This is a genomic window from Acinetobacter pullicarnis (assembly GCF_006352475.1).
In the GTDB taxonomy this organism is placed as follows: domain Bacteria; phylum Pseudomonadota; class Gammaproteobacteria; order Pseudomonadales; family Moraxellaceae; genus Acinetobacter; species Acinetobacter pullicarnis.
This window is the reverse complement of the sequence record NZ_VCMZ01000003.1, coordinates 108,900-134,947: the sequence shown is the minus strand read 5'-3', so window position 1 is coordinate 134,947 and position 26,048 is coordinate 108,900. Positions and strand designations below refer to the sequence as shown.

The following is a 26,048-nucleotide window of genomic DNA, read 5'->3' as shown; positions in this document are numbered from 1 at the left end:
TTTTCAATTAAATTTTTATCGAGTTGTATGTGTAAAATTCATTTAAATCCGCACAATTTGGTATGAGTTGATCTTTTATTGAATTTTTTGTCAGCTTAAAAAATCGAGCAAAAAATTTTGCATCTAACTCTTTTTGGGCTTTTCTCTCAAAGCATGAATGTTGCTGTGATTTTTCGATAAAATAATCCAGATTTTGTATCAACTGTATGATTGCAACATAATTAGAATGCACACGTAATCCTCGCTCCGTTTGCATCAATAGCAAAATTTTTTGCCAAATTTTGACGTAGATTACTTTGAACTTTGCTTGTACTACGACTTTCTGACTCTGTTTAATCTTTTTGATTTTCAATAATTCTGAATTGATTTTCACCATCTCAATCTGAATATCTGGCCGATCAAAGCAAAAGGGCATGATAAATAGCCCCATAAAAATCTCTATATTTTTTATCAAATAGTCAAATTTTAACATTTTTATCGATATGAAAAATGAGCATATCTTTGTATATGAAAATTCATTTAATTTATCAACTAAATTTAATCAAAATTACAATTATCAACAAATACATGTAGTTTACTTATCAAGGGTGGCCTAAATTTTAAGAATTCTTCCACTTTTTTTTAGTTTTCTGTTATATACGATAAGGTTTTCAGGAAGTGTGATTTACCTGAACCAAAGAAGCCTGAAATCCATACGCCGACACGATTGGCAATCGAAGGATCGCTTAGGTCTGTACCATAAGACTGGAAAAAGTCCCGAAAATGCTTTTCCAGCTCATTGGTGACCACGTATTCATCGAGTTCCTGATATACCGTGGTATTGTCATTCTGGTCTGCCTTGACCACCCCGTTTATCGCACGATCTAATGGCTTGTAAAAAAGTTCTTTAATGTTCATCTCAATCCATTCCCCCGAATTCTTATTTCTATTTGCCGTGTTTAAGGCACCAATCTGAATGCTCTGTAGTAATTGTTGCTTGGAATTTTTCCAAATAAACTCATCGCTTGACCGTCGTAATAGCCCGGGTAAAACAGCACCACTGGCTTATGCCCCAGTAACGAATGCAAACTGTTCAATAAGTGATGGGCACGTAACAGTGGCCAAACCGACCCTACCCCAGTCATCAACACAATATCTTGCGCATTGGTGGCATATTTACTCACCAGATAAGGCGCGAACTTATCCATATGCAGTGGGCCCTTTAAGGCTTTGAGCAGCGCTTCATCGCCTTTGGCTTTTTGCATTTGAATGGCTTTATCGATGAAGTTACGCTCAGCCAGATAATCCACCACGGCTTGCAGCAGGTTGATATTCACCACCTTCAGCTGACTGTGTTTTTTCTCCAGCATCCCGTCTAGAAAATGCAGATATTCGCGCACCTTCAACTCATCTTCAGGTGCATAATCAAAAATCCAGAAGCCAATTTCATTGCCCAGTCCTTGCCCGGTGAGAAACTCGGTGGAAAGAATTCGCTCTGGAATCTGGTTCAGACGCTCATGTATTGTTTGACTCATTGCTGCCCCTCTACAACTAACGCGTCCATAGCGACACTTCCATAGATCTTTTAATGCGTTGTTTATAATGTTCTTCCAACAGGCTACGCAGCTCTGCTCTGACGATCACGCGCTGTAACTCCAGCTTACGGGTACTTTTTAAGTAACCGGCTTCTGCCAGCATGCGAAACACCACCTGCCCCATTTTTTTCTTGCTGGACTCTTTCCATTCGCAGATATCCGGATCGCGTTGTGAGCGCTCATCCAAAAAATCTGACCAGATATAACTGTCCAAGTATTGCGCCTGGGAGATATAGGCATCCCTCATCACCGTTTCCATAAACTCAAGCAGCAACAGGTTGCGTTCCAGTGCCCCACAAAAAGCCACCTGGGTCGCCAGCTCATCATCCCCATCACGCAAAGCTTTCCAGAAATCAGGCTCTAAGCGCTCAAGACGCTTACGAATGGCAGTGGCGTTACGTTGGGCTGAAGCAGGCGTTCTTTTTTGCAGAATATTGTCAATCTGAATTGCCTGATGCCATTGTTCTGGAGTCGCTTCTCGTAATAACAGATCAGCGATCAGCCGGCTTTCACGCACCATCAGGGAGCCACCAATCAGGTCACTGTCATAATGAAATTGTTCTAACATGGCCAATCTCCTATGAGGCCTGATCAAACAGGTAAGACGACAGCTTTTCGATATCTGAGCGTTGTAGTACCAAGGGATATTTCAAGGCATCATCCGCCTCAGCCAGCGTGATCGCGGCCTGATATCGCTGCAAGGTATAGTGAGCCAGGGCTTTTTTCACCGGAATCTGTAATCTGCCATCAGGCATGCCGAAGTCTTTTTCGACCAGCACTTGTTGTGATGAGTTCAATTTTGGATTAGGGATCAGCGTCAGTACAATTTCTTCATTCCATTGCTGATCCTGAGCAGGGTCTACTGACTCAATCGCCACCACAACAGGTGTGCGATCAATCCTGGAGAGTAAAAAGTCCTTAAACTGCTTGCTCTGATGGCAATAGGCACGGACATGCCAACGGAAACCGGTATACACCAGGGTGTGTGGGGAAATGATGCGTTCATGCCACTGCGGATTCTGCATGGAGGCATAAATCATTTTTAACGTGCTTTGGTTTCGGCAGGCACGCAAAACCTCCCGAATCACTTCGGGGCGCACACTGCGATCAGGTAATTGAACTGCTGCAAGATTCGGTTCTGGCATCGCAATCAGGGCATGCGATTCACTAACCAAACCTGACAACATATTGAGATATTCATTGATATGCGCTGTAGTCAGTACAGGCTGGAAGCTGGCCTTAGGCACATAACCCTTGACGGAGGGGTCATGAATCAAGGCATCTGGGTTATACAGCGTATTGTAACGCTTGATATCCGCAGAAGCCTGCTGTCGACTGAGCCCAAACCAGCTCATTAAACGATTGGTAACCAAACGACCTTCCCAGTAAGCAAGCAGCTCGATCGCTCGCATTCGTAGCAGGACTTCATGCTTATCTGTCGTCATATACCAATCAGTCAATAAATAGCAGCTTTAAGATTACCCTACAGCAAATATACAGTAAACATTTTTGACGGTATTTAAAGGTAGTATTGCAATCACCAGATAAAAAATATACTAATATCGTGATGATAGCTGTCAAAGTAAGATCTCTAGCAGATCATGGATCCTGGTGTAGAGCGTGAATTGAGCTAAGTTTTAGAATGAGAGCAATATGGGTTTTAGATTTCGTAAAAGTATTAAATTATTCCCGGGTTTTAAAATTAATCTGACCCATAAAGGCATCAGCAGTGCCAGCATTGGCAAACCTGGTGCTTCTCTAAATATTGGTAAAAAAGGGACTCGAACCAGTGTTGGTATTCCAGGTACGGGACTGTCTTACTCTAAACACCAGCCTTACTCTAAAAAGACCCGTGTTCCACAACCGACATCGCAAGAACACACGGAATATGATCCTCAGAATTTAGAACAACCGAAGGCAAAGATATGGCCTTGGATTATTTTTGGAATATTGTGTTTTATGGTGGGTGCCGTCATTTTTTAGCAAGAACCGCATTGTATTTTAATCAAAAAAAAATGCCCAGATGGATGAATGGGCAAACTAAGGAATTAATATCCTTCAGAAACTCCAGCGCAATTCTCGCTACTTTCAGTAAGCGACTCTGGCTCAATCATGATAGTCTGACTCAATCGAGTCGAGGTAAATCGATCCATCACAATTGGAGCAGAAATTATGCTTGAATACATTCTTGAATGATGCTGAAAAGTCTTTGATTTTTAATTAATAAATAAGAGTATCCATGTCTACCCTCAACTTTACTTATTTTCAGATAGCAACCAATCGAGAGCACTCATTTTTACAATACCATTATAATTCGCTTCAGTCCCTATGGTGTCTAAGGTAAGCAAATACTTGGGATACGAATCAGAAATTTTCTGTAATGGACGTAACTCTCGGCTGAGTGTCTCCTCATTGAGCGTTTCTAATGCCACCTGATAATAAGTTAAATTCTGTAAAGTATCGACAGCAACAAAATCGATTTCATATTCATCAACCCGCCCTACATAGACCGTATAACCTCGTCTGACAAGCTCAAGATAAATCACATTTTCTAAGATATGACCTTGATCAGCATTAGCATCAGGCAACATAATCCGGCGCAATCCGACATCAACTAAATAGTATTTTTCAGAGGATTGTAATAACTCACGCCCGCGTACTTTAAATTGTGCGGCACTATAAAATAACAAACTGTCCTGTAAGCCCTGAATATAGCGTTTTACTGTTTCAAATGAAATTTTAACCCCACTTGAAACAAAGGTATTTTTAATTTTATTGATGGAAATAGGTGAGCCTGTCACGCTTGCCAAATATCTTGCGACACGCTCGAGAGAGTTAATATCGGCAGTATTCAAACGGGGAATAACATCTTTAAACATTACACTGGCATAGACCGCTTGCAAGTAATCATAAGTTTCCTGCTGGCTAGTCATAGCAAGCGTATAGGGGAAACTACTGCGCGTGTACATGGCATACAAATCACGATTGGATAATTGTTGGATGATCGGATTATTTTCAATATGCCACTGTTTAAATTCTTGGAATGACAGAGGTAGAACGTGTTGCTCGATATAGCGTCCTGTAAGTAAAGTCGCAAGTTCTCCACTTAGAAAGAATGCATTTGAGCCTGTAATATATAAATCGATATAATCCCGAACATATAAGGAGTCGACTACTTTCTCAAAATTTGTAACATGTTGTATTTCATCTAAAAAAACGTAGTTTTTTTTACTTTTATCAACTTTAGACAGTACATAATCATGTAGTTTACGGTAATCTGTGAGTTCTTCAAATTCCATAAATTCGAAATTGATAGCAATGATGTTTTCGGCTTGTACACCCTGTGCTTTTAGGTCTTGTTGAAACATCGCTAACAAGGTGGATTTTCCAGAGCGACGTACACCCGAAAGCACTTTAATGACATCACGGTCTTGCCATGTATTCAGAAATTTTAAGTAGCCATCACGTCGAATATTAGCGCTTCTCATTGTTTACACTTGAAATCTAAAGTTTTAATTAATTCTATCAAATTTTAGAATGTATATGTAAATATATTTAGTTTTAAGAAAAGTTTAAAGGTTAAGTGAAACATTCAAAGCTGCTGTAGAAGCATGTAAACAGCAGATCTGATCAAAATCCAAATTCTGTCTTTTTGATTATTTTCCATGTCATGTTATGCCATTGATGCTGCGACTTAACTGCTATATAAATTAAGTGAAAAGTAAATGGAACTAAGATGTTAACTAGAGTGGAACTCATTTTTATTGTGCTAATGGTATCAGCCTTATTGCGTATGAATTGCTAAAAGGTTTATTTTAAAGTCACCTATACATGTTTTTGATCAAAAAAAAATGCCCATAGGGGGAATCTATAGGCAAAACTAAGGACCTTGACGGTCATTCAGAAACTACAGCTAGTTTCTGGTTGTGATTCTGGACTGAATTAAAAATAACCACATTGGCTGAATGTATCAAAAGTTAAATCATGTGATTAATCATTGATACATCTGCAAAAATGAGCTCATCGCTCTGCTGCTCAATACAGTAATTCACCAAACAAATCCGCTCTAATCTCTTCCAGACTCAGATCTGATTTCATTCTATTACAGATGGGATGAACCAGCAGACCATTCTCTAGAACACCTTGCCCACCTACGGCTTTGGCAATCCGATGATCCGATTCAGTAGAATCAAGATAGATCAATCCATCACAAATGAGGCAAAAGTTATGATTACCCACCAGAAAATTGTGCTTAAGCAGACTCTTGGTTAATGCCGAAAAAGCCTTGGGCTTTGACCGAGAAATTGGACTAATCGACTCCACATATCCCACCACATGCTTGACGACTGCATCATCATAACCACCCAAAAATCTTTCGACATAAAACTCGTTAAAGTTTATGTACTTGAAGGCCTTAGACATGGACAGAATAAAGGTATTCAGGCATTCCTCATCATCAAAATCAACATCCATTTCCAAGCTTAAGCAAATAAAGGCTTTATAGACAATTTGTAGCCGATCATAGCCCTTGATACCACTGCCGAACTTGCCGACCGTTTCGGTGGTCGCCACGGGGAAATTGGCGATCAAGAACTCAATACTACGGCGTACCCGGGTGAAGTCCTTGAAACTAATCTTTCGATGATGAATCTGCATGCGGCTTTCATGAATTTCATACACAATTGAAAACCATGCAAGAAAAGAAGTAATCTGAAAACGCTGATCCTTATAAAAATATAAGTATGGATGTAAGCCCAAACTCGGAACCCCAGCATTTTTTACAGGCGTCGCTATTCTGCAAAGAATGGTCAACAGATGCGACATTAGGTTTTCAACGCGCTCCCCCTGATTCAGACTCATAATATTATGAATCTGATCACCCGCAATGATATTCATCAGCTCATTGACCAAGCCAATTTTTTTGCCATGACTCATTTCATTGTCTAATAAAATGGTCGAAGTGCGACACGAAGTCGCTTAATGAAGTTGTTCCCCCCTGCGGGAACCACCCGTGTCACCGGGTGAATCTAGAAGGCTGAATAAAGAGCGCCTTCGACAATGTAACGAGGCACCGCAAGGTGCGGGGTATCAATCGTGAGAGGCGTACCCTTCTGGCAGCCATAGCCGGACAAGGGCTAGATAATCGGTATGGTGAACACATGTGAATCTGCGTAACGATCGTTAAGTTGAACGAGCGGAAATGGCTGATACGCTCGAACCAAAACGGTAATGGAGGTGGGAATTGCGTCTTTCGACTACGCATTCGTGACCCATACGCCTCCCGGTCGATAGCAGGCACCTAAGCCGATGTACTTCAGTAAGCGGAACGTGGAAATCCCGTATTACTCCCATTGGGAAAGCAGTTTGCAAAAACTGCCCATGGTGATGCGGGCGAAGGAACGAGGAAAAAGCGAATGCCAGTCTGTAATGGGTTGGATAGAGGTTGAAACATTACCCCACGCGAAAGCGGGCTGACGTCCTTATGGTCTCTCATCACAAGAGAGTGTGTAGAACCCTTTTAATGGAGGGAGAGCAAATGAATGCAGCAGTATCAGCGTGTGCACCTTCCAGCACATCGTGGGACAGCATCGATTGGATTGCTGTACAGCGTCATGTCAGAGGGCTGCAAGCGCGTATTGTGAAGGCGGTACAAGACGGCAGGCATAACAAGGCGAAAGCTTTGCAATGGCTGCTGACTCACTCGTTTAGTGGCAAAGCATTGGCCGTCAAACGAGTGTCTGAAAACAAAGGCAAAAACACGGCTGGGGTCGACAAGGTGACTTGGAATACACCCAAGGCCAAGACCGGTGCGATGATGTCGTTGAAGAGGCGAGGTTACACGCCCCTTCCGCTTCGGAGAGTCCTTATTCCGAAGAAAAATGGCAAGATGAGACCTCTCGGGATACCCACGATGAAATGCCGGGCCATGCAGGCGCTCCATCTGCTGGCTTTGGAACCCATCGCGGAGACCATCGCTGATCGGAACTCTTATGGGTTCAGACCGCAACGCTCAACCGCGGATGCTGCAGCACAGTGCTTTGGTGTGCTGTCAAGAAAAGTAAGTGCGGAGTGGGTGCTAGAGGGTGACATTCAAGGCTGTTTCGACAATATCAGCCATGACTGGATGATCGCCAACCTTCCAATGGACAAGGTGATTCTACGGAAATGGCTCAAAGCCGGTTACGTCTACCAAAGCAAGCTGTTTCCCAGTCTTTCCGGAACACCGCAAGGAGGTATTATCTCCCCGGTGCTGGCCAACATGACCTTGGACGGACTGGAAACGATGCTGGCGAAGAGGTTCTCTAACGCCAAATGGACAGGCAAAAAGCTGCAACTGGTACGGTATGCGGATGATTTCATCATCACGGGGTATTCTAAAGAGTGGCTCGAAAATGAAGTTCGTCCTGCCGTGGTTGAATTTCTGGCGCAGCGCGGTCTCGTGCTCTCTCAGGAAAAGACCAAAATCACGCACATAGGGAACGGGTTCGATTTTCTTGGCTGGAACGTACGTAAGTACAACGGCAAGCTACTGATCAAGCCGTCAAAGGCAAACATCAGCGCTCATCTTGACAAGCTGCGAGCATTAATCAATGCAAACAAAGCGACACGACAGGCCACTTTGATCGGTTTGCTCAACCCGATTCTAAGGGGTTGGGCCAACTATCATAGTCATGTCGTTGCCAAGAAGGTTTTCAACCAGGTAGACAACGCAGTGTGGGAAATGCTCTGGCGATGGGCTGTACGTCGCCACCCTCGCAAGACACTCCGATGGGTCAAAGATCGGTATTTCAAAGTACAAGGAGCGCGTCGATGGGTGTTCTCATGTGATGAACAGTCCGCCGATGGTCGGAAGCGACAATACACATTAGTGTCTGCCTCGGACACGCCAATTGTGCGACATATCAAGATCAAGGCTGCTGCTAACCCTCATGACCCCGCATGGGATGAGTACTTCGAATCCCGATGGGGTAAAAGAATGCTGGTCTCCGCAAAGGGGCGAGCCAAGCTGTATCGGGTGTGGCTAAAACAAGGTGGTCGCTGCTGCGCCTGTCTTAAACCAGTCACCAAAGATACACCATGGCACAGCCGTCATATTGTGAAGCTAAGTCATGGTGGAACGGATGCAGTTGCTAATCTTGAGATTTACCATCTGTATTGTCCGAGGAGTGTTCAGTTTGCCAATGTCAACGATGTATAACCGGGTGCCGAATGGCGCCTTAGCAGAGGCTTGAGCCGTGTGCTGGGAAACTCGCATGCACGGTTCTTAGGGGGTTGGACGTAGGTAACTGCGTCTGACTACCCGACAAAAGTAGCTGGTGGATCCTCTCCCCTAACTCAATCAACTCATTTAAACGTGTATATTGGAGCTCTTCTAGGTTAGATTTATTGTCATTGATATAACAACAGGCATAGATCGCATAATACGCATCACTACCGCGATTTCTTAGGTGATATTCCTCATATTTATCTAAACGTTTAGTATCTGAGTTAATCGATTGAAATACCCGTCGCGCATCTTCCGGAGTCCCCAGTACCTGCCTGAAACTGATTTTAATATCTTCTAACTTCGACTTTTTTTCTGCAAATTCAGCATCAGTGCAAATTCTTTGAAAATCAGCGAGATCTCCTAAATAATTGCGGAGGTAACGAATATCTTGTTTTTGTGGATCATTGAAATTAGGTGCTTGAGTGACTTGCTCATCCGCAAAATATCTATTGATCCACGCATAGATACAGGAAAGACGATGTGCCCCATCAATAATGTAAATATTGCCGTGTATATCTTTCCAATACAAAATGCATAAATTGATGTTTTGATCTTCTGTGCAATCTTCAATAAAGTTTGCAATTTCTTGCACGCTCCAACATTCCGTAGAACGCTGGTTATCCGCCTTAAATAAACATTTGATGATTGGATGCTTTTCAAAATCAGTCAGTGCCACTTCAAAATTGTCACGCTGCATTGAAGGTGACATTTCTTCTGGCAACATGACTTTACGCTGAATAATATTGGTCAATAGTCGTGTAGAACCCATTTCTTATTTTCTCCAGGCAACACTTTCCTACTTTCGCACAAGTACGAAATTTGAAAATGTATATAGTTCGATTTGGTTAAAGCTGTGAATTAAATGACCGTCAATATCCAGTCAGCGCTAACAAAAGAGACCTAAGAGAAATGGGTACTTTTAAGATGATATTTTTCATATTGTAATCTCGTTGATCAATGTGAAATTTGCCAACATCTTTTCCACGAGATGGTGGCAAACCAAATAGGGGTGGAAATACCGCTCAACGAAACGGCCAGTCATAGACTGCCCTACTTGGCCTGCCATAAAGCATTGCCATGCAGACACAAAAGAGCCACTAAAAGTGACTCTTTAGTACGTTGAGATGCGGGTTTCCACGCCCGATTACAGATTTTGCTGTAACGTAATTATCATATGGGTATCTTTTTCTTTGGTCAAACCAAATTAGAATTTTTTATTCATTTTTAAATAAAAAATATTAATCCTTAACATATTGATCAAATGGAAAGCGAAGAAAAAAATCAAATTCGCGGATTCCTAGGCCTTTGCTTGGCAAATCACATATTTGACAAGCAAAGGGCTAGGCCCCTTAGATTGAACGATATATGCTTAGGCTATTTGCACAATGCAAGGTATGATGTAGTCAGGTAAATGATATTCATGCACACTTAGCTGTCTTGAACAAATTTACAGAATTTGGCTGCACTTATACCCAAATTGTCACTTGAATTTAGCTCAATTAGGGTAGCGCTGTCTTTCAAAACTTTATGTAATAAAGCGTGCGTAAGTCATATATACTTAGATTCTGATATGATCTCCAATCGCCAAATATCGTACACTCAACCACGTAAGTACCCATCGCACGGCGCTTAATGATGCTTGTTGAGACATAATTCTAAAATAATCATATTTATTATGTTTCATCACTATCGGAAAAAACTGATGTTCTGTAAGGATTGAAAGCATAGGTTCATCCTCTGCCGTAAAATGCATCAATACTTTTGTTACATTACTTTCATACAACCATTTTTTTATTAACCAATTGTAAGTTTCTGATTGGTTTTGTTCTAAATAATCAAATCGCTCTAAAATCTCTTGTGCGAAATTAAAATCTACAGCCCTTAGTAATTCAGGCAAACGTGCTAATTTTCCTTGTGTCAAGAATGGATGTCTTCCTATATTTGAACCACGTTTACCTGAAGGAATGTTTGACATCGTAATTAAAGCTCTCTTCCAGGGCTCAATATCTAATTGTGGCTGCCCCTGTCCAGAAATAAGATACCGCTCAATATCTTCAATCTTTTGAAACAGTTCGTGTTTAATTACTTTACCCGTCGAATTCCCTCTTTTTTGAGCATAGATTACCCACCTCTGACTTTCTATTTTTTTGAGCACATATTTTTCGATGGTATCTCTCAACTCATATTTTAGATTACCATTGTGTTGGTTAATCGCTTGGAAATGCCTGAATAAATTACTCCGACTCATGACTCGCTTAAAAAATGCACTATGTAAATTGGGTTGCTGTTGTTGCATGCTATAGGCATAAGTAGCTAGAAATAAGATATGAATATAATGCTTTAATGTTGTCGATTCATGTAAATGTCCAAGCACTCGACTAATCGCCTTAATCCCTTGCCCAACCTGTCCTTCATTGCCTACTAGCGTATTAAATTGCTCATTCGATGGCATCCAAGTTTGTAGCCATGGCAGTTCTATCGTCAGCGCTTTAAAATCCACCACTGTTTGCAAACACTTTAAAGTATATGCACTTGCAAACGTATGTCTTAAATGATGTAAGCTGAGATCAACATCTCCAGTGACTTTCTTTAATATTTGAGATATTTGATCAAAAAAAGTCCTATGCTCACTGTTCTCATCGGAAATTAATATTGAATCTTTTTTATTCTTATAAATATCATCTAATCCCTTTTTAATCGTCTGGCTTAATAAATTCATCGGAACAACACGTTCTGATCCAAGTGTTTTTAACTGATGCTCACCATAAGGACGAATTCTGAGCATATCCTCATCAATATCTAAGGGCCGTAAATGAAGCGCCTCTGAACGGCGTACACCCATCGCCGCAGATAAACGAAAATGACGCTGAATCTCTAGGCGTAAAACAGTATCATTCACCCCAGATTCTACGGATTGTAATATTTGAACGATCTGCCGCACTTCATTTTTTGAAAAAACTTTAGCACTTGCTTGATGCGCTGTACGCTTTTGTAACCTTATACGATCATCATTTAACTGAATTAAAAAATCCCTAAAGCGATTCCACGCTGCGAGATGCTTGCGGTGTGGAAAATGCTCTTGCGTCAACTCCATCCATTTTTGAAATACATCTTCATTAATCTGGCTATCTTTTGTTAAATCTTCTGAAAACCCCAATATACCTGCACTGACGATAGCTAAATGTAGATGAATCATATTTCGATTCTGTAGACTTAACTCTTCTGCATCACAGCGTAAAATCAACCATTGCACAAAGCATGTTAATAAATTGACTGAGTAGCGATTCGTTTTATTACTAGCAAGCTGTTTAAGCCAAATGCTTGATCTAGATTCACCTTTTAGTTGCTGAATCATCGCTAAAATATCAGACAAATGTAGTTGCTCATCGTCTATTTCTATTTCACTTTCTGGCTCAGTGCTATCTAAATTTGTGGTTAATTTTTCATATTCGAATAAGCGTAATAATTCATTTATTGAAAGATCTTCAGTCAGGACTTGGCCTGATATATAACCTGCAATCAACGGAGTGCTATTTAACATCACATTTTGCTGTAAAGCTTTCAACCATTGAGCTAACGATAGAGTTGACTTAACCCCTATTTGTTTTAAATATGTATTAAAACACTTTTGCCAAGCCGTTCTTTGTTGATTTCTTGGCTGTGCTAAAATCTCTTCTAATCGGGGCTGTAGATACTGTCGGTCTACTAAAATTAACGTCGAGACATAAGGACTTAACATTACTGTACGGCGTATCTTTGTCACAGATCTATCATTATTCACTGTCAGTTCAACGAGCCGACTATTCCCCATAGCGACTATATGTTGATCAGAAGCAATAAACTCCAACATCGCTTGTAAATGGCTCACTCTGCACAGTTGTGAATACATGGAGAGTACAACCAGCAAACGTCCTATTTCAACATCACAATTTTGATGTTCAGGTAAATGTTCTAAATCCTTCTGAATATGATCAAGTAAGTTTTGTTCTATATAACACCATGTACTAAAACTATTTTCAGATGTCAGCCATGTACGATGAGCCTTTTGAGGTAACTGAACGAATAAAGGAATTTTCGCTTCATCGCGAATATAAGCACAATATGCTTTAATCGCTTGAGGCAAATCAATATTTTTATTTTTAGCTAAATTTGAGGCTAATAGATGGCCAAGCTCTAAAGCTACTTGTGGCTCAGGATTTTCCTCAAAAATCAGCTGATAATAGGACTTATAGTCTGGGTTTTTCAGCCATTCTTTTACATCATTTTCTGAAAACTCTATTCTAAGCTTTGTCTCTACTTGTACTGTTTTAGTCTCTTGAGTTAAAACAAATGTAGGAACATTCTTGATTTTTAAAAAATCAAAATCTTCAATACACTCGAAACCTAATTGTTTTTGCAAGTTTTCTTGTACATCAAGCCACTGTTGTTTAAAGGCTGATACAGGAAATACGGATAATATATCCCATGGATGACGACCCCGTATCCAGTGCCCAAGTCCAGCGTCCTTGAACCTCCCAGGTAACTGATTACGATCAGAGCGAACCAACTTCCGTGCCCAATTTCTAATTAAATCTTCAATCTGATGAGGATCATACAGTTGCACTGCATAAGATGATAAATCAACACGTAGCTCAATTTGCTCCCCCAACATTCCCATCAAACCACGTAAACTTTGAATTTGTTTGATCAATGCTGGAGTCAATGGCACATAACGATCAGTTGATTCATTTTGATGATGCTTATCTTGAATCAAGGCCCAGCCTTGCTGACTGATCCACTTTGGAAAGGGTTGTTTAATCCCTCGACCAGCTGTGGCAAGATTTATCCATAATTCCGTATATGACATTAAGTACTTAAAGAACATCTGCCAATCTTTCTGTTCATTGGCTTGATATATATAATTTTTTATTCGTGCAATTTCATTTTGTATTTCAATAATCTTTATTCCAATTGGGCTACCCACCCGCTTATTGGAAGAGTATATATATTCAGGAATATTAATTTTTATCGTTCTTAAACAAGCAGCCCAGAGTTGCTCAAGTTGCCTCTGTTCAAAAGAGGCATAATGAATCAAGTTATCATAATTTCGACCTGATGCATTCGTCACTGCTTTAACGACAGCTAAATCACCTTGGCTATGATCATATAACAACCGTGGAAGAATATCTCGAATGCTTTTGAGGCTGATTTCTAGCTCTTTAGGTACACGGTTAATCAGTTCACTCGCGTCACGTTCAACTGCAATATGCTGTCTTGTAATCCCAAGATTTTTGACTTGACTCACCAAATCATTGAGTTCAATCGGTAAAATCAAATGTAACTCGTTGGTCCATGGCACGTGAAATTTAGATTTTTTTGGCTTTTTTTTGAGTATTGGTGTCCCAGCTAAAATACTCAATACATATGCAGATAAAGTATGATCATACTTAATAGTAATATTATTATGACCAGTAATATTATTATGACCAGTATTTTGACTAAAACTTGGCGCTTTAAATTCACCCACCGGACGTCCGGTGAGCAAGCTTAATATCAAAGCTAATTTTGCGCGTAACATCATGCTGGTATCTGTATGAGATGGTTGACAGAGTCTAAATACTTCTTGAATTGAATTTAAGGACAATCGCGATTTGGTCCAAACTAAACCAACATTTGCAGCTTCAATATGTTGAGAAGTCGACTTAGATGCATAAAACCCTCGAAGTAAATCGGATTGTTCTGCCAAAAAAAATCTAAACAAGGGCTCCAATGGTGTTTCATCTTCTTCAATCTCATCATCCTCAAATACATCTGAGACTAGACCACGATGAATTTCATCTACATCTTCTAAAGGTTGAATAGCAATACTTAATGAACCATATCGTTGCAGGATCAATTTTTTGTGCTTTATCCCTATACGGTGTAAAAACTCTCGACGTTTTTTGTTATTTTTTAGCCGATTATTTCGCCAGATTTGTGATAAAAATAGCTTTAATGCATAATAAATTTTATTTAATTGTTCATCATTATTATGAACAGACATTAACTGAATCAGTTGCTTCGGTGAATTTTGAAGCAGTGAAGCTTTTACATCTTCTAAAATCTGTGTATTACCAGCATCACCTAATAGCCTAATCGCTAAAAAGGCATTGTACACACGAGATCCTTTTTGGTCTTTCAGCTTTATGCTTCCATCACCCTTTAAATAACTACTATAAAGCTCAAGAGCATGTACCTTGTCTTGAAAATGAAAAATTTGCTCTAAAAACCAAATAATTACAGTATCAAAACTCTCATTATTATGATTTTCTCCTGCTTGAATCAATAGCAAATCACAAATTCCACTGTCTCCAGTGTATGGACGTAATGGCGTGGGGTTATGTTTATTTTTATCCGTTGTTTTTGAAAAAAAATGTGAATATTCCTCAGAATACTCTAATGCACTAATGATCTCTAAAGTCTTAAGCTCATCACGAAATTTTGGTAATTCATTATCACCAATCAAGGTGAAAATTCGCTGACAAATGATAACGATACCGGCTAAGCTATAATGTGCACGTAATAAAAATAATGCTCGGAGGAGTTTTTGTTCTTCTATAGGGGTATTCTGGTTTATCCATTCTTTCAGTTGCTGAAAATAAATATTCATAGCCTACTCCTAAGACGATAAATCCATGCTTTCTCAAAGTCTGTTAAAGCTAAAGCAACTTCTGCCGTTGGCGCCAAACGAACAATTTGCTTTTGATATTTTTGATAAAGTTCTTCTAGTTGAGGTAAAAGCACAAAAAAGTCAGCTATGTGAAAATAGGGTTGCACAGATTTTCCAAGCTCTTTTACTTTAATTTTTTCTAATGGTAAAAGCTTTTGGGAGATATAACCTGCTAAAACATTTTCGATTAAAAAAGTACCACTCACCACTGGTGGAGCCCAACCTACCAGTTTTTTTACAAAGGAAATAGGCAGCTTATTTAAATAATGCTGTGTATTTAAAAATAAAATCATTTCTTCTGGATCTAAACGCTTTAGCCGAAGTTGGTCTGCAACCACCATCTTGTCCTGTACTTTATCCACTTTACCCCAGTGTCTTCTTTTCACACTGTTCTTTAGATCTTTTACATTACGTAAATCTGTCTCAAGAGCAAGCAGTAACTTACGATATATCGCGAGCAGTAGTAATGCTTGATTTTTAATTTTTTCTGAAAACTCACTGCTTATTTCCCCATTGAGTAACATCATTTTCAAAACTAAAGCTGGGCATGGTTTTTCAAACCTACCTTCAGATATTGTTAATGCATCAATGAGCAATGGTGTCATCATTTTTTTCGCACAGGTAAATTATTTTTAGCGTTACAATAATAGAATAACACAGTCCCTAAATTAACAAAATAAAATCAAATATATTTTATATTTACTAAAAAAGTATCTGAATTATATGATTTATTTACTAACCTTATTTTTATACTAAAGCATGCAGCCCACCTCAATGACCTGGCCTGATTTAAAGCGTGCTTTATAACCACTGTAATCATCACAGACCAGATAGCCCTGCCAGCCTTTCAAGAACTCTGCAGCATGCTGGCCTGAACGACTATCTTGAAAGTCATAGATCACCGCTTGAACTGGATTGTACTGTGTGGTGGCATAGGCCCAGACATAACCTTTCTTCGGTTTTTTCTCATTCTCACCCATCCGCATAATGGTGACCGGCGTTTCATCGGCATGGATCACCCGCTGTTGCAGCACCACCTGTTTTAAGGCATTGGCCAGAGGTTCCAGTTCTACACCGCAGCGACCTATCCAGTCAGATAAAGTTGATCTAGAAAGTTCGATTCCCGCCCGCTGATAGATCAGGCGCTGACGGTACAGCGGCAAATGATCGGCATACTTCGATACCAGCACATGGCTGAGCAGTTCAGGACTGGCAATACCTTTATCAATCACATAGGCGGGCATCGCTTGCTGAGTCAGAGTGTCACACTGATCACAGACCCATTTGCCACGGATATGCTGTTCTTTATAGATCTGTGCCGGTCTGAAATGCAGTTTTTCACTGACATCTTGGCCGATACGACGAAACTGGCAGCCACAACTGCATTGGGTTGATGCAGGTTCATGCTCAATACGGATGGTGTGTAGATGATCTGGCAGTGGTCGACGTTTAGGTTTGTTGCCTGTGCCTTTGTGTGCCGCTGCATCGGTTTTATCTGCATTCAGCCGTTCCAGTTCCAGATCAACCGCGGCAATATCTTCATCAACCGCTTCGTCCCACAGGTGGATTTGTTTGGTCTTTAAGTGTTCATTCTTTTGGGCGAACTTATGCCGTTTAAACAGCGCCAGTTCATGCTCGTATTTTTGAGTGAGAACAGAGAGAGATTTAACTTTGGCATCTAATTGTTGATTTGATACTTCCAGATGTTGAACTTGAGCATCTAATTGTTGTTTATCTTCTGCGAGTTGTTGATGCTGCATCGCCAACTGCCTGGTGAATTCCAGCAGTTGTTCATGGGTCAGTTGGCTTAAGTCAGGCAGCGTATTCATGACCGCAGTATGCCTGAGGTCATGAGAAGAATGAAATAGAACGTTTGGAGAATAGCAGAATGGAACAGCCTGGTTTAAAGCATCGTCACCACCTGCTGTCGTCCAATGCGCTGCCAGGGCAAACCTTGGATCAGTGCCTGTAACTGTTCCGGGCTGAGGGCCACGCTTTCACCTTGGTGAACTTGAGCCCAGTGAAATTTGCCCTGTTCCAGCCGCCGGGCACACAGCCAGATGCCCAGTCCATCATGTACCAACACTTTCATGCGATGGCCACGTTTATTACAGAACAGGTAAGCACAATGCGGTTTGATGTAGCCAAAGGCTCTCACCACCTGAGCCATGGTCGTATCCATACCTGCACGCATGTCCATGGGCTGAGTAGACAACCAGATTTCATCAATGCGGATCATGTTGCAAGTGCCTTGAGTAATTCTGCCAAGGCAGGTATTTCTGATGTCTGCCATTTTAGCTGAATATCATTATTCGTATGAGGCACGGTGATACACAACGTGATCCTCTCATCAATAGGTTGGCTGATTGCAGCAGTGTAAGGCAAAGCAATAAATGCTGGATTCACATGAGTAGGATCCTGCACGGCACCCTCATGATGGCTGAAGATCCTGATCCAACGACTGACAAGGTTGGCATTAATACTATGTTGCAGTGCGACCGAAGCGATCGAGGTATTAGGATTTTTACAGGCATTGACAATACTGAGTTTGAATTCTTTGCTGTATGTTCTGCGTTTTTTAGCAACATGAGGTGTTGCTGAATATATATCCATATTCATGGATTAAGTCCCCACTTGTTTTTAGGTGGGAACTAAATTAAGGCTTATAGGATCGCTTGGTAAGGCTGTGTTAGCCGGATGCTTACTTTGAATCTCCATTACTCATTTGAGCTTGATCCAATTAATCTGCCATTTGTTACACCCAACACGGCGTACACCACTGCAGCTAAAGATGGCTTTGGCGTACTTGCAGATGTTACGCCCAACAATTGGGGACGTAAGCTTACGTTAACTCAGCACACTCGCGTACCACTCAATCAAATTGAATGGCTGATTGCGGCACGTGGTAATGCAGTTGGGTGCTTGGTGGCTAGCTTGTCATCTAAAGCAATCAAAACCGTTGGCAAAGAATCCTTTGTTAAATTTCCTGATTTGCAGACTTACTTAAAATTATCTAAAGCAGTGGATCAGCACCAAGACCCAAACATGATCAGCATGATGACCGATAATTATTTATCAAAACTGATTCACCATGGGTCATCAATGTGCGGTGCACGACCTAAAGTGGTCGTGCGGCACAAAGGCATTGAGTGGATTGCGAAATTCAATAAAGCCGATGACCTCTTTGATAATGCAAAAGTTGAATATGCATCAATGAAGATGGCGCAAGCCTTGGGCTTAAATATCAGCAATGTTGAGCTTGAGGAAGTGGAAGTCAACCCTATTTTGCTTGTTGATCATTTTGATCGTAACTGCCCTGAGCGAAAGAAATACTACATCAGCGCACATAGCCTCATGAACATCCGTAAAGTGCGCGTAGGCGACTTAAAGATGTTTTATATGCATTTGCAGTCAGATTTGCTATGACGCAATCAGCAATCAATTAGAGCCATATAAGCGCATGGTCTTGAATGTAATGATCAGCAATACAGATGATCATTTAAAATACCATGGCTTCTTAATGCATAACATGAAAAATCATCATTATTCACTTAGCCCTCTATTTGATGTTCTACCGCACGGATCACGAGCATCTTACCCCAAAGAACATGCGATCGCCGTGGGTGCAGAAGGTCGAATCGGAACAGCGCAAAACCTCTTGAGTCGTTGCAATGCTTTTGGGTTAACCGAGTTTCAGGCGAAAGAGATCATAAATATAAAACTACTCCCCAAGAAGAATGGCAGAATTTAATCTCAGTCCGAAGTAACAGTACTCTCAAAGACCAAATGTAAAGAAGCATACTTAAGAAAGCAAATTTCAATAATGCATGAGGATGTAATTAGTTTGAGGGGGATAAAAAAGTGTAGCAACTTGCTACACTTTTCAGATTGCTGACAAAGGTCTCACATTTATGTGAGACTTTTTTTATAATCACCGTATGCTAAAAAACTACACCACCCAAACCGAAATCGAGATGGTCACACTAGAAGAACTTGTGCCTCAGGATCATCTCGTTCGTAAAATAGAAAAAGCGATTGATCTCAACTTCATTCGTGAACGTGTCGCACATCTCTATTGTCCTGATAATGGACGGCCTGCTTTAGACCCTGTGGTCTTCTTTAAAATCCTGCTCCTTGGCTATCTCTTTGGAATTCGTAGTGAACGCCAATTAATGCGAGAAATTGAAGTCAATCTCGCCTACCGTTGGTATATCGGCTACTCACTGACTCAGAAAGTACCCAATGCTTCAACTTTAAGCCAAACTCGACGTCGACGCTTCAAAGACAACACCGTGTATCAGGATATTTTTAAAGAAATCGTCTTTCTTGCCATACATCATCAAATGGTGGATGGACAAGTCATTTATACAGATTCCACTCATCTTAAAGCCAATGCCAATAAAAACAAATGTATCAATCAAGTGGTCCAAGAAAGTAGTGTTAATTATCTCAATGATTTAGAGCAAGCGGTCACACTTGAACGTGCAAAACATGGGCAGAAACCCTTAAAACCTCAATCAGAGCAAACCCGCAATGATGATGATCCTCCAAGTGCAGGAGGGACAGGTAAAACTCGCAATATCAAAACCAGTACCACAGATCCTGAAAGTGGCTACATGCATCGAGAAGGTAAACCGAAAGGCTTCTTCTATTTGGATCATCGTAGTGTTGATCATAAATTTGCGATCATTACAGATACGCATGTAATGGCTGGCAATGTGCATGATAGTCGCCCTTATTTAGAACGATTGGACTATCAAATCGCGTGTTTTGGTTTTAGCCCGCATAGTGTAGGTTTGGATGCAGGCTATGCAACTAGTGCCATTTGCTATGGCTTGGAACAACGCAGCATTGCTCCTGTTATGGGCTATCGACGCCCAAATCATAAGAAAGGTTATTTCTACAAACGGGAATATGTTTATGATGCCGAGAAGGATTGCTATCAATACCCACAAGGTCAGCCATTAATTTATAAAACGACGAATCGTCAAGGTTATAAGCATTATCATTCTGATGCGAGTGTATGTTTGAATTGCCCAGTGCGTGAAAAATGTACGCAGAGTAAGAATATAACCAAAGTAGTGACACGGCATGTTTGGGAAGAAAGTAAGGAGCGAATGAATGCCATTCGGCTAAGTCCACAAGGCAAAAAGATTTATTCGAGGCGGAAGGAAACGGTTGAACGAAGTTTCGCGGATGCAAAACAATTACATGGTCACCGTTATGCGCGTTTCCGAGGTTTAATGCGAGTAACGCAGCAATGTTTACTTGCAGCTACAGCACAAAACATGAAGAAAATCGCCTTGCACTTATGGAAGGTGTTTTTTATTGTATTTTTTAGCCCTCAATATGCTTAAAAATAAATCACTATGAATGAATGATAGAAGTTTAAAAAACAAACCCCGATTCAGTGATTGCTGAATCGGGGTTTGTCATTAGTCTGAAAAGTGTAGCAACTTGCTACACTTTTTCGCTTTTTTGAATCAGCTGTTTTAAAAAATCTTCTAGTTGTAATAGACTGGCTTCGTCAATTTCCGAGATATTCAGAGAAACCTTAAGCTGTTTTTGATTCAGTTTAATATTCCCCGCAATCTTACCCGCATATTCAATTTTTCTGACCACTGATGTCGTGGTCAGTTTTTCTGGATCCTGACTCAATAATTTTTCAGCATAGGCAGTAACTTTGCTTTGCTCAAGTTTTTTGTCTTTTACTTTTTCCCAAGCCCCGAGTAAAGCCGTTTCGGCCTCAGAAAGTTGTTCCAGATGATCCGATAGAAATTTTTTGAATGCAGTTGCAGCAGTACGACCTAGCAGGCCTGGTTCCAGATCAAGGTCATTTAAAATTACTTGAGGCAGTTTTTCGTATGCTAAATACTTGTACATATCTTCGCGATTTAAACCCAGTGAATTGGCTAAACGTTGCTTGTTTTTCTTTAACTTCTCATCAAGTGAGTTCAGGCCAATAAAAATTTCATAATCTGTCAGGTCCTGACGCTTTAAATTCTCTGCTAAGGTTAACAAAGATGCTTCTACATTATTCGCATCAATGATAATGGCTTCAATCACAGACTTGCCGAGTAACTGGTGCGCCCGTAAGCGCCGCTCGCCTGCAATGAGTTCATATTTCAGATTATCAAGTTTACGTACTGTAATGGGCTGCAAAAGACCGACTTCGTCAATGGAATCCGCCAGTTCTTTTAATTGTGACTCTTCAAATAATTTACGCGGCTGGTTTGGACTGCGGCTGATATCCTCAATAGGAACATTACGTCTAAACTCTTTCAGTTCTCTAATATTGTCTTTCTGTGCTTGCTGATGTTTTTCTGTATTCTGTTTCAGTTTCTGAGCTAAAAGCTCTTTGGTGCTTGCCATAATACTCTCAGGTTTAAACTTTAGCTACAATTTCATTGGCAAGGCTTTCAAAAGCCTTACGTACTTTTGAATTTTTTTCTACTTTCAAAAGTGATTGTTGAAGAATCGCTGCTTGATTAACTTTAGTACTTTGAGGAATGGTGGTCTCTAAAAGTTTTCCTACCTGTTTCAAGGCTTCATTCCGAATCAGCTTACAGACATTCTGACGTTCATCATGCTTAATTAGTAAAGCGCCTAAAAGCTCTAAATCTGGATTAATACGTTTGATCTTTTCAAGATGATTTAAAAGATCTGTTACCCCATACAATCCATATTGTGATCCGGATTCGATAGGGATAATGACATGTGTTGAAGATGCCAAGGCATTGCTGGTTAATAATTTAAGACTAGGTGGACAGTCGATCAATATAAAATCATAAAGATCTTTTAACAGTTCTAACTTGATATTTAACTCTTCAGAAGGACGGGGAGCTTCTTCTTTTAGTTGGTCTTCTGTTTTTCCTAAATTCAAGGAACCATAAATTAATGATACTTTTTCAAAGTTCGTTTCTTCTTGTAATGCATCTGCCAACAACGAAATATCGCCCACCAGTAATTCTGCTGTAGTCACAACAATTTCGCTTGGATGTTGGATCCCAATATGTAAACTTGCGTTTGCTTGAGGATCTAAATCAATGACTAAAACTTTGTTGCCCAGATTGGCAAGTTCTGAGGCGAGGTGCACAACAGTCGTTGTTTTGCCACATCCGCCTTTGTGGTTAGCAACAGTAATAATTTTTGCAGACATGCGTGTCAGATGATTCCGTATTTGAATGTCTAGTAATATAAATAACTTTCACTTATCTTACTATAGTTTTTAAATTTATAAACCTATTTGTTCAGATGTAAAACAGCTTAAAAAATAAATCTTTAAATAGGCTAGCTTAATTAATAATTAGAATAATTAGTTATTTAGCTAATTAATAATTAAGAGCATATTTTTATTATATAAAACAAATACTTATGTTTTTAAAAGTGGAAGGTCTGTCACCGTAAAGTGGAAGGTTTGTCACCGTAAGGTGGAAGGTCTGTCACTCTAAGGTGGAAGGTTTGTCATCCTAAAGTGGAAGGTCTGTCACTGTAAAGTGGAAGGTCTGTCACTAGGGTGGAAGGTTTGTCACTGCTACTTTTTAAACTGCTATTTTTATAAAAAAATAGTTAAAAAAACAATAATTTAGGCTGTTAATAAAGTCCCGTAAATAAGCTTTAAAGGTGGAAAGGTTGTCACTGTATATTTTTAACCTGTGGATAATCTGTTTTTATTGGATATTTCCTGATGATTATATGTACAGTTATACCTTTCAAATCTAACTGAAAGGTGGAAGCCTTGTCACATCAGGGTTTCTATCTGACTTACCCTACCTGAATGTGGATGAAAACAAGTAAAAATAGGTATTCTGAACTGTAATTTAGGAGCTAAAGGTGGAAGGTCTGTCACTATAGGGTGGAAATATTATATTTAATTCCACTTTAAAGGAGAAAAATCGGCTAAACCGCTTTTTTTTGATGACAAACCTTCCACTTTTAGAATCTTGTGGTGAAAACCTTGAAAGTTTTTCCACTTTTGTATATAAAAACTAAGTCAAATTATAAATATCACGGTTATGACAGAATCTGAACCATTGCAAGAAGAATCGAATTATATTCCTTACTGTATAGGCAACATTCGCCATAATGGTGTTGTCAGTACCAGTAACCGTTTAATTCGCCCAATCGAGTTATCAGCCAATGAATACAAAGCGCTTCTATATGCAATGGCAGTTGCGAATTATAGTGAGAAAAATAGGGTAAATGGTGAAATCACCGAACAAACCTATATTTATTTGTATAAGGATGATCTGGCAGATTTACTAGGATTGAATAAACGTAATTCAATTAATGTTGCAATAGACCGCATCTATAAAGAACTTTCATCCCGGGTGGCTCATTTTATTATTGAGGAGCCTGCTGATGATGGTAAGAGAAAAACTAAAAAAGTACATTCTGTCGTTCCCATTATCCGTGAGTTAAGATGGGAAGATGATTCTAAAAATGCGATTCAGATTCGTTTTACCAGTGAGGTGTTGCCGTATTTCACTCAACTGGCTGGGGGTAATTTTACTACCTATCAGCTAAAACATCTTTTTGCCCTAGATTCTGTTGCCAGTATGAGTCTTTATACTTATTTCATTAAAAACGAATTTAAGTACGCCAATCAAAAGAGTTATGAAGTGCCATTACTTTTAGAAAACTTGAAAGCACTGATTGATATTAATGAAACCAAATATGATCGCTGGGTAGATTTTAGACGCTATGTATTAGACAAAATAGTGGCAGAAATTAACGAAAATACAGATCTACAGTTAGAGTATGAAACCGTTAAGAAAGGCCGTCCAATTGTAGGTGTGAATTTTAAACTGCATCATCGGATTGCTGATAAGGCACTGGATGAATTTGCAGTGATTGAAAAAATCTATCTTGATGTTCCATTTGAAGACAATGCATACGTAAAAGAATTAGGGGCTAAATTCGATATGAATGTACGTTCTTGGTATATTTTTAATAATGATGAAAATTATCAGCAGTTCAAGAAGTGGTTTAAAAAAGTAGGATGCCTCACTGACTCTCAAGCAAATATTGTCATTAATGACACTTTATTCCAAATGGATTTTGCTGAAATTGGTATGGGATTGAATGACTTTAAACGAAATATGAAGCATAAACTTAAAAATAATCCGGAATTCGTCTATAGTATTCGTGAAAGACTGAATGATATTTTTGGTAAAGAGTTGATCTAGCGGAAAGTGTAGCAACTTGCTACACTTTTTAGATATATGTTCGTAAAGAATACAAGTGGTAAGGACCTTAGGATAAAAACGACTCTGTTGCATGAAGTGTGAAAATTGAGACTCCTACTGACATGTTAACGGTTCAAATTACTTTACCCCACTCAAAAGCAGAAATTGGCTTGAAATGGCAAGTATCAGAAATATCTGCTATAGCAGAATTACTCAAGGCACTTGCAATATAGTCCGACTTAAAGAAATATTTATTAAATATGGAAATAATCTTATCTATAATTTTTTTTAATAGTTTTATATGGCTTTGTTGCACAAAGATTTCATAACTATATGATTTTAAAGGTTTTGATTATTTTTTGATCCAAATTTAAATTTATTTAAATCAGATGCTTACATATTTATGCAACAAAGTCGTCAGCTTTTGCCGATGACAGCCAGCAATTTGGCAGCTTGACTGTCTGGTATGATCCATTGACACCGGCAGCAGATGCCGCTAATTTTCTGGATGAAGAACAGAGTTTAATCGATCATATCACCATTCAGATCACCCAAGTATATACTCGGTTACAGTCCCAGGGTCGGGTGGCACGTTTAACCTATCTCTATCAGTTGCTTAGTGAAACCAATCGGGTCATTGCCCATAGCCAGAACCAGCAGGCATTGCTGACTGAGTTGCAGCAGGTGTTGCTGAACTTGGGTGGTTTTGCCAAAATTGTGATCGCACTTAAGGCTGATGATCAGGCTGACAGTCCACTAGTGATCCAGTTCCATCATAATGTCAGTGCCAATATTTTACCGACGTTGCAGACTGTCTTGCAGCAGGAGCAGAATCCTCCGTTGAATCATGTGAAAAATACTGGCCCAGATGTGGATGTCTATAGCTATGCCTTGGTCAATGCTCCTGATGCGCATATTTCTCCAGAATACCGGGCGTGGAGACACTATTTAAAACAGGAACAGGTGCACCAGGCGGCATTGACTCCGTTGCTGTTTAACGGCCATTTCTGGGGGCTGATCGGGCTGTACACCACAGGTCGGGTAGAATTTGATCAGGAGCAAATTCAGCTGCTACAAAATCTCTCCAGAGATATTTCATCTGCACTGGAGCGTTTTTCCGCCGAACAACAGCGCAAAACTGCCGAATCTTATTCCCAGCAAATGGAACAACGTTTCCAGCAGGTGTTTTTGCAGTCTCCTGTGCCGATGCATATTATTTCCATACAGGATTAACGCATTCTTGCAGTCAATTTAGCCTATGAAAAATGGCTGGGATATCGCCTGGAAGATTTTCAAAATCAGGATGCCTGGCTGAAAAAAGTGGCGCCGAG

18 protein-coding genes and 4 pseudogenes are annotated in these 26,048 nt (G+C 40.0%); 7 read left to right on the top strand and 15 right to left on the bottom strand.

Features of this window, described 5'->3' with window-relative positions; translation table 11 throughout:
- Window positions 1–7: 7 nt before the first annotated feature.
- From FD716_RS18780 to FD716_RS18760, 5 genes and pseudogenes are all read right to left on the bottom strand, one after another.
- Entirely contained in the window at window positions 8–430 is a 423-nt protein-coding gene (locus FD716_RS18780) for a hypothetical protein (protein WP_039047816.1), read from the bottom strand.
- A 194-nt stretch (window positions 431–624) separates the two neighbouring features.
- Window positions 625–897, bottom strand: a pseudogene (locus FD716_RS18775) (DUF6079 family protein); the annotation flags it as partial.
- Between the two features lie 41 nt (window positions 898–938).
- Complete coding sequence (locus FD716_RS18770; RefSeq protein ID WP_002010699.1) at window positions 939–1,514, bottom strand: DUF1788 domain-containing protein; 576 nt, start codon at window positions 1,512–1,514, stop codon at window positions 939–941.
- A gap of 16 nt (window positions 1,515–1,530) precedes the next feature.
- Window positions 1,531–2,142: a DUF1819 family protein gene (locus tag FD716_RS18765; RefSeq protein ID WP_004758931.1), complete on the bottom strand. Its 612-nt coding sequence runs from the start codon at window positions 2,140–2,142 to the stop codon at window positions 1,531–1,533.
- 10 nt (window positions 2,143–2,152) lie between these two features.
- Window positions 2,153–3,019 carry a WYL domain-containing protein gene (locus FD716_RS18760; RefSeq protein ID WP_139853776.1) on the bottom strand — a complete coding sequence of 289 codons (867 nt, stop codon included), beginning with the start codon at window positions 3,017–3,019 and terminating at the stop codon, window positions 2,153–2,155.
- Window positions 3,020–3,227: 208 nt separating this feature from the next.
- On the opposite strand from FD716_RS18760, the gene FD716_RS18755 reads away from it, so the two are divergent.
- Window positions 3,228–3,557 (top strand): DUF4236 domain-containing protein, encoded by a 330-nt coding sequence (locus FD716_RS18755; RefSeq protein ID WP_139853775.1) that lies wholly within the window; start codon window positions 3,228–3,230, stop codon window positions 3,555–3,557.
- Window positions 3,558–3,829: 272 nt separating this feature from the next.
- On the opposite strand, the gene FD716_RS18750 is transcribed toward FD716_RS18755, so the two are convergent.
- Together FD716_RS18750 and FD716_RS18745 are read right to left on the bottom strand one after the other, a co-directional pair.
- Complete coding sequence (locus FD716_RS18750) at window positions 3,830–5,062, bottom strand: ATP-binding protein (RefSeq protein WP_001255534.1); 1,233 nt, start codon at window positions 5,060–5,062, stop codon at window positions 3,830–3,832.
- A gap of 547 nt (window positions 5,063–5,609) precedes the next feature.
- A pseudogene (locus FD716_RS18745) lies at window positions 5,610–6,533 on the bottom strand (HNH endonuclease signature motif containing protein); the annotation flags it as partial.
- Window positions 6,534–7,110: 577 nt separating this feature from the next.
- Here FD716_RS18745 and ltrA point away from each other — a divergent pair.
- Window positions 7,111–8,772 (top strand): group II intron reverse transcriptase/maturase, encoded by a 1,662-nt coding sequence (gene ltrA, locus FD716_RS18735; protein ID WP_005167203.1) that lies wholly within the window; start codon window positions 7,111–7,113, stop codon window positions 8,770–8,772.
- Between the two features lie 103 nt (window positions 8,773–8,875).
- Here ltrA and FD716_RS18730 read toward each other — a convergent pair.
- The 6 genes and pseudogenes from FD716_RS18730 to FD716_RS18705 form a co-directional block, all read right to left on the bottom strand.
- Window positions 8,876–9,610 (bottom strand): annotated as a pseudogene (locus FD716_RS18730) (HNH endonuclease); the annotation flags it as partial.
- Window positions 9,611–10,399: 789 nt separating this feature from the next.
- Window positions 10,400–15,469, bottom strand: coding sequence for a site-specific integrase (locus FD716_RS18725; protein ID WP_139853773.1), 5,070 nt, complete (start codon window positions 15,467–15,469; stop codon window positions 10,400–10,402).
- The gene (locus FD716_RS18720) at window positions 15,466–16,137 is read right to left on the bottom strand and encodes a hypothetical protein (RefSeq protein ID WP_139853772.1); all 672 of its coding nucleotides are present in this window, start codon (window positions 16,135–16,137) and stop codon (window positions 15,466–15,468) included. Before FD716_RS18720 ends, FD716_RS18725 begins: the two co-directional genes overlap by 4 nt.
- Window positions 16,138–16,287: 150 nt before the next feature.
- Window positions 16,288–17,358: pseudogene (gene tnpC, locus FD716_RS18715) on the bottom strand (IS66 family transposase); the annotation flags it as partial.
- 74 nt (window positions 17,359–17,432) lie between these two features.
- A complete protein-coding gene (gene tnpB, locus FD716_RS18710; RefSeq protein ID WP_004733288.1) occupies window positions 17,433–17,768 on the bottom strand; it encodes an IS66 family insertion sequence element accessory protein TnpB in 336 nt (111 codons plus the stop codon).
- Window positions 17,765–18,148, bottom strand: coding sequence for a transposase (locus FD716_RS18705; protein ID WP_139853771.1), 384 nt, complete (start codon window positions 18,146–18,148; stop codon window positions 17,765–17,767). The genes tnpB and FD716_RS18705 overlap by 4 nt, the downstream gene beginning before the upstream one ends.
- Before the next feature lie 78 nt (window positions 18,149–18,226).
- Here FD716_RS18705 and FD716_RS19310 point away from each other — a divergent pair, with 78 nt between their 5' ends.
- From FD716_RS19310 to FD716_RS18690, 3 genes are all read left to right on the top strand, one after another.
- Window positions 18,227–18,955: a HipA domain-containing protein gene (locus tag FD716_RS19310; RefSeq protein ID WP_139853770.1), complete on the top strand. Its 729-nt coding sequence runs from the start codon at window positions 18,227–18,229 to the stop codon at window positions 18,953–18,955.
- Window positions 18,927–19,280, top strand: a complete 354-nt coding sequence (locus FD716_RS19305; protein WP_316961211.1) for a HipA domain-containing protein — start codon at window positions 18,927–18,929, stop codon at window positions 19,278–19,280. Before FD716_RS19310 ends, FD716_RS19305 begins: the two co-directional genes overlap by 29 nt.
- 187 nt (window positions 19,281–19,467) lie before the next feature.
- Entirely contained in the window at window positions 19,468–20,886 is a 1,419-nt protein-coding gene (locus FD716_RS18690) for an IS1182 family transposase (RefSeq protein ID WP_139853768.1), read from the top strand.
- A 103-nt stretch (window positions 20,887–20,989) separates the two neighbouring features.
- Here the strand turns inward: FD716_RS18690 and FD716_RS18685 are convergent, their stop codons facing one another.
- Both FD716_RS18685 and FD716_RS18680 read right to left on the bottom strand, forming a co-directional pair.
- Window positions 20,990–21,901 (bottom strand): ParB/RepB/Spo0J family partition protein, encoded by a 912-nt coding sequence (locus FD716_RS18685; protein WP_139853767.1) that lies wholly within the window; start codon window positions 21,899–21,901, stop codon window positions 20,990–20,992.
- A gap of 13 nt (window positions 21,902–21,914) precedes the next feature.
- The gene (locus FD716_RS18680; protein WP_139853766.1) at window positions 21,915–22,688 is read right to left on the bottom strand and encodes a ParA family protein; all 774 of its coding nucleotides are present in this window, start codon (window positions 22,686–22,688) and stop codon (window positions 21,915–21,917) included.
- An 856-nt stretch (window positions 22,689–23,544) separates the two neighbouring features.
- Here FD716_RS18680 and FD716_RS18675 point away from each other — a divergent pair.
- Entirely contained in the window at window positions 23,545–24,717 is a 1,173-nt protein-coding gene (locus FD716_RS18675; RefSeq protein WP_139853765.1) for a replication initiation protein, read from the top strand.
- 453 nt (window positions 24,718–25,170) lie between these two features.
- Window positions 25,171–25,950 carry a GAF domain-containing protein gene (locus FD716_RS19215; protein WP_228268541.1) on the top strand — a complete coding sequence of 260 codons (780 nt, stop codon included), beginning with the start codon at window positions 25,171–25,173 and terminating at the stop codon, window positions 25,948–25,950.
- The last annotated feature ends 98 nt before the right edge of the window (window positions 25,951–26,048 follow it).

Excerpts from the sequence above, each read along its gene's own strand:
- FD716_RS18780 (WP_039047816.1), bottom strand. The coding sequence starts at position 430 with ATGGGGCTATTTATCATGCCCTTTTGCTTTGATCGGCCAGATATTCAG.
- FD716_RS18770 (WP_002010699.1), bottom strand. The coding sequence starts at position 1,514 with ATGAGTCAAACAATACATGAGCGTCTGAACCAGATTCCAGAGCGAATT.
- FD716_RS18765 (WP_004758931.1), bottom strand. The coding sequence starts at position 2,142 with ATGTTAGAACAATTTCATTATGACAGTGACCTGATTGGTGGCTCCCTG.
- FD716_RS18760 (WP_139853776.1), bottom strand. The coding sequence starts at position 3,019 with ATGACGACAGATAAGCATGAAGTCCTGCTACGAATGCGAGCGATCGAG.
- FD716_RS18755 (WP_139853775.1), top strand. The coding sequence starts at position 3,228 with ATGGGTTTTAGATTTCGTAAAAGTATTAAATTATTCCCGGGTTTTAAA.
- FD716_RS18750 (WP_001255534.1), bottom strand. The coding sequence starts at position 5,062 with ATGAGAAGCGCTAATATTCGACGTGATGGCTACTTAAAATTTCTGAAT.
- ltrA (WP_005167203.1), top strand. The coding sequence starts at position 7,111 with ATGAATGCAGCAGTATCAGCGTGTGCACCTTCCAGCACATCGTGGGAC.
- FD716_RS18725 (WP_139853773.1), bottom strand. The coding sequence starts at position 15,469 with ATGAATATTTATTTTCAGCAACTGAAAGAATGGATAAACCAGAATACC.
- FD716_RS18720 (WP_139853772.1), bottom strand. The coding sequence starts at position 16,137 with ATGATGACACCATTGCTCATTGATGCATTAACAATATCTGAAGGTAGG.
- tnpB (WP_004733288.1), bottom strand. The coding sequence starts at position 17,768 with ATGATCCGCATTGATGAAATCTGGTTGTCTACTCAGCCCATGGACATG.
- FD716_RS18705 (WP_139853771.1), bottom strand. The coding sequence starts at position 18,148 with ATGAATATGGATATATATTCAGCAACACCTCATGTTGCTAAAAAACGC.
- FD716_RS19310 (WP_139853770.1), top strand. The coding sequence starts at position 18,227 with ATGCTTACTTTGAATCTCCATTACTCATTTGAGCTTGATCCAATTAAT.
- FD716_RS18690 (WP_139853768.1), top strand. The coding sequence starts at position 19,468 with ATGCTAAAAAACTACACCACCCAAACCGAAATCGAGATGGTCACACTA.
- FD716_RS18685 (WP_139853767.1), bottom strand. The coding sequence starts at position 21,901 with ATGGCAAGCACCAAAGAGCTTTTAGCTCAGAAACTGAAACAGAATACA.
- FD716_RS18680 (WP_139853766.1), bottom strand. The coding sequence starts at position 22,688 with ATGTCTGCAAAAATTATTACTGTTGCTAACCACAAAGGCGGATGTGGC.
- FD716_RS18675 (WP_139853765.1), top strand. The coding sequence starts at position 23,545 with ATGACAGAATCTGAACCATTGCAAGAAGAATCGAATTATATTCCTTAC.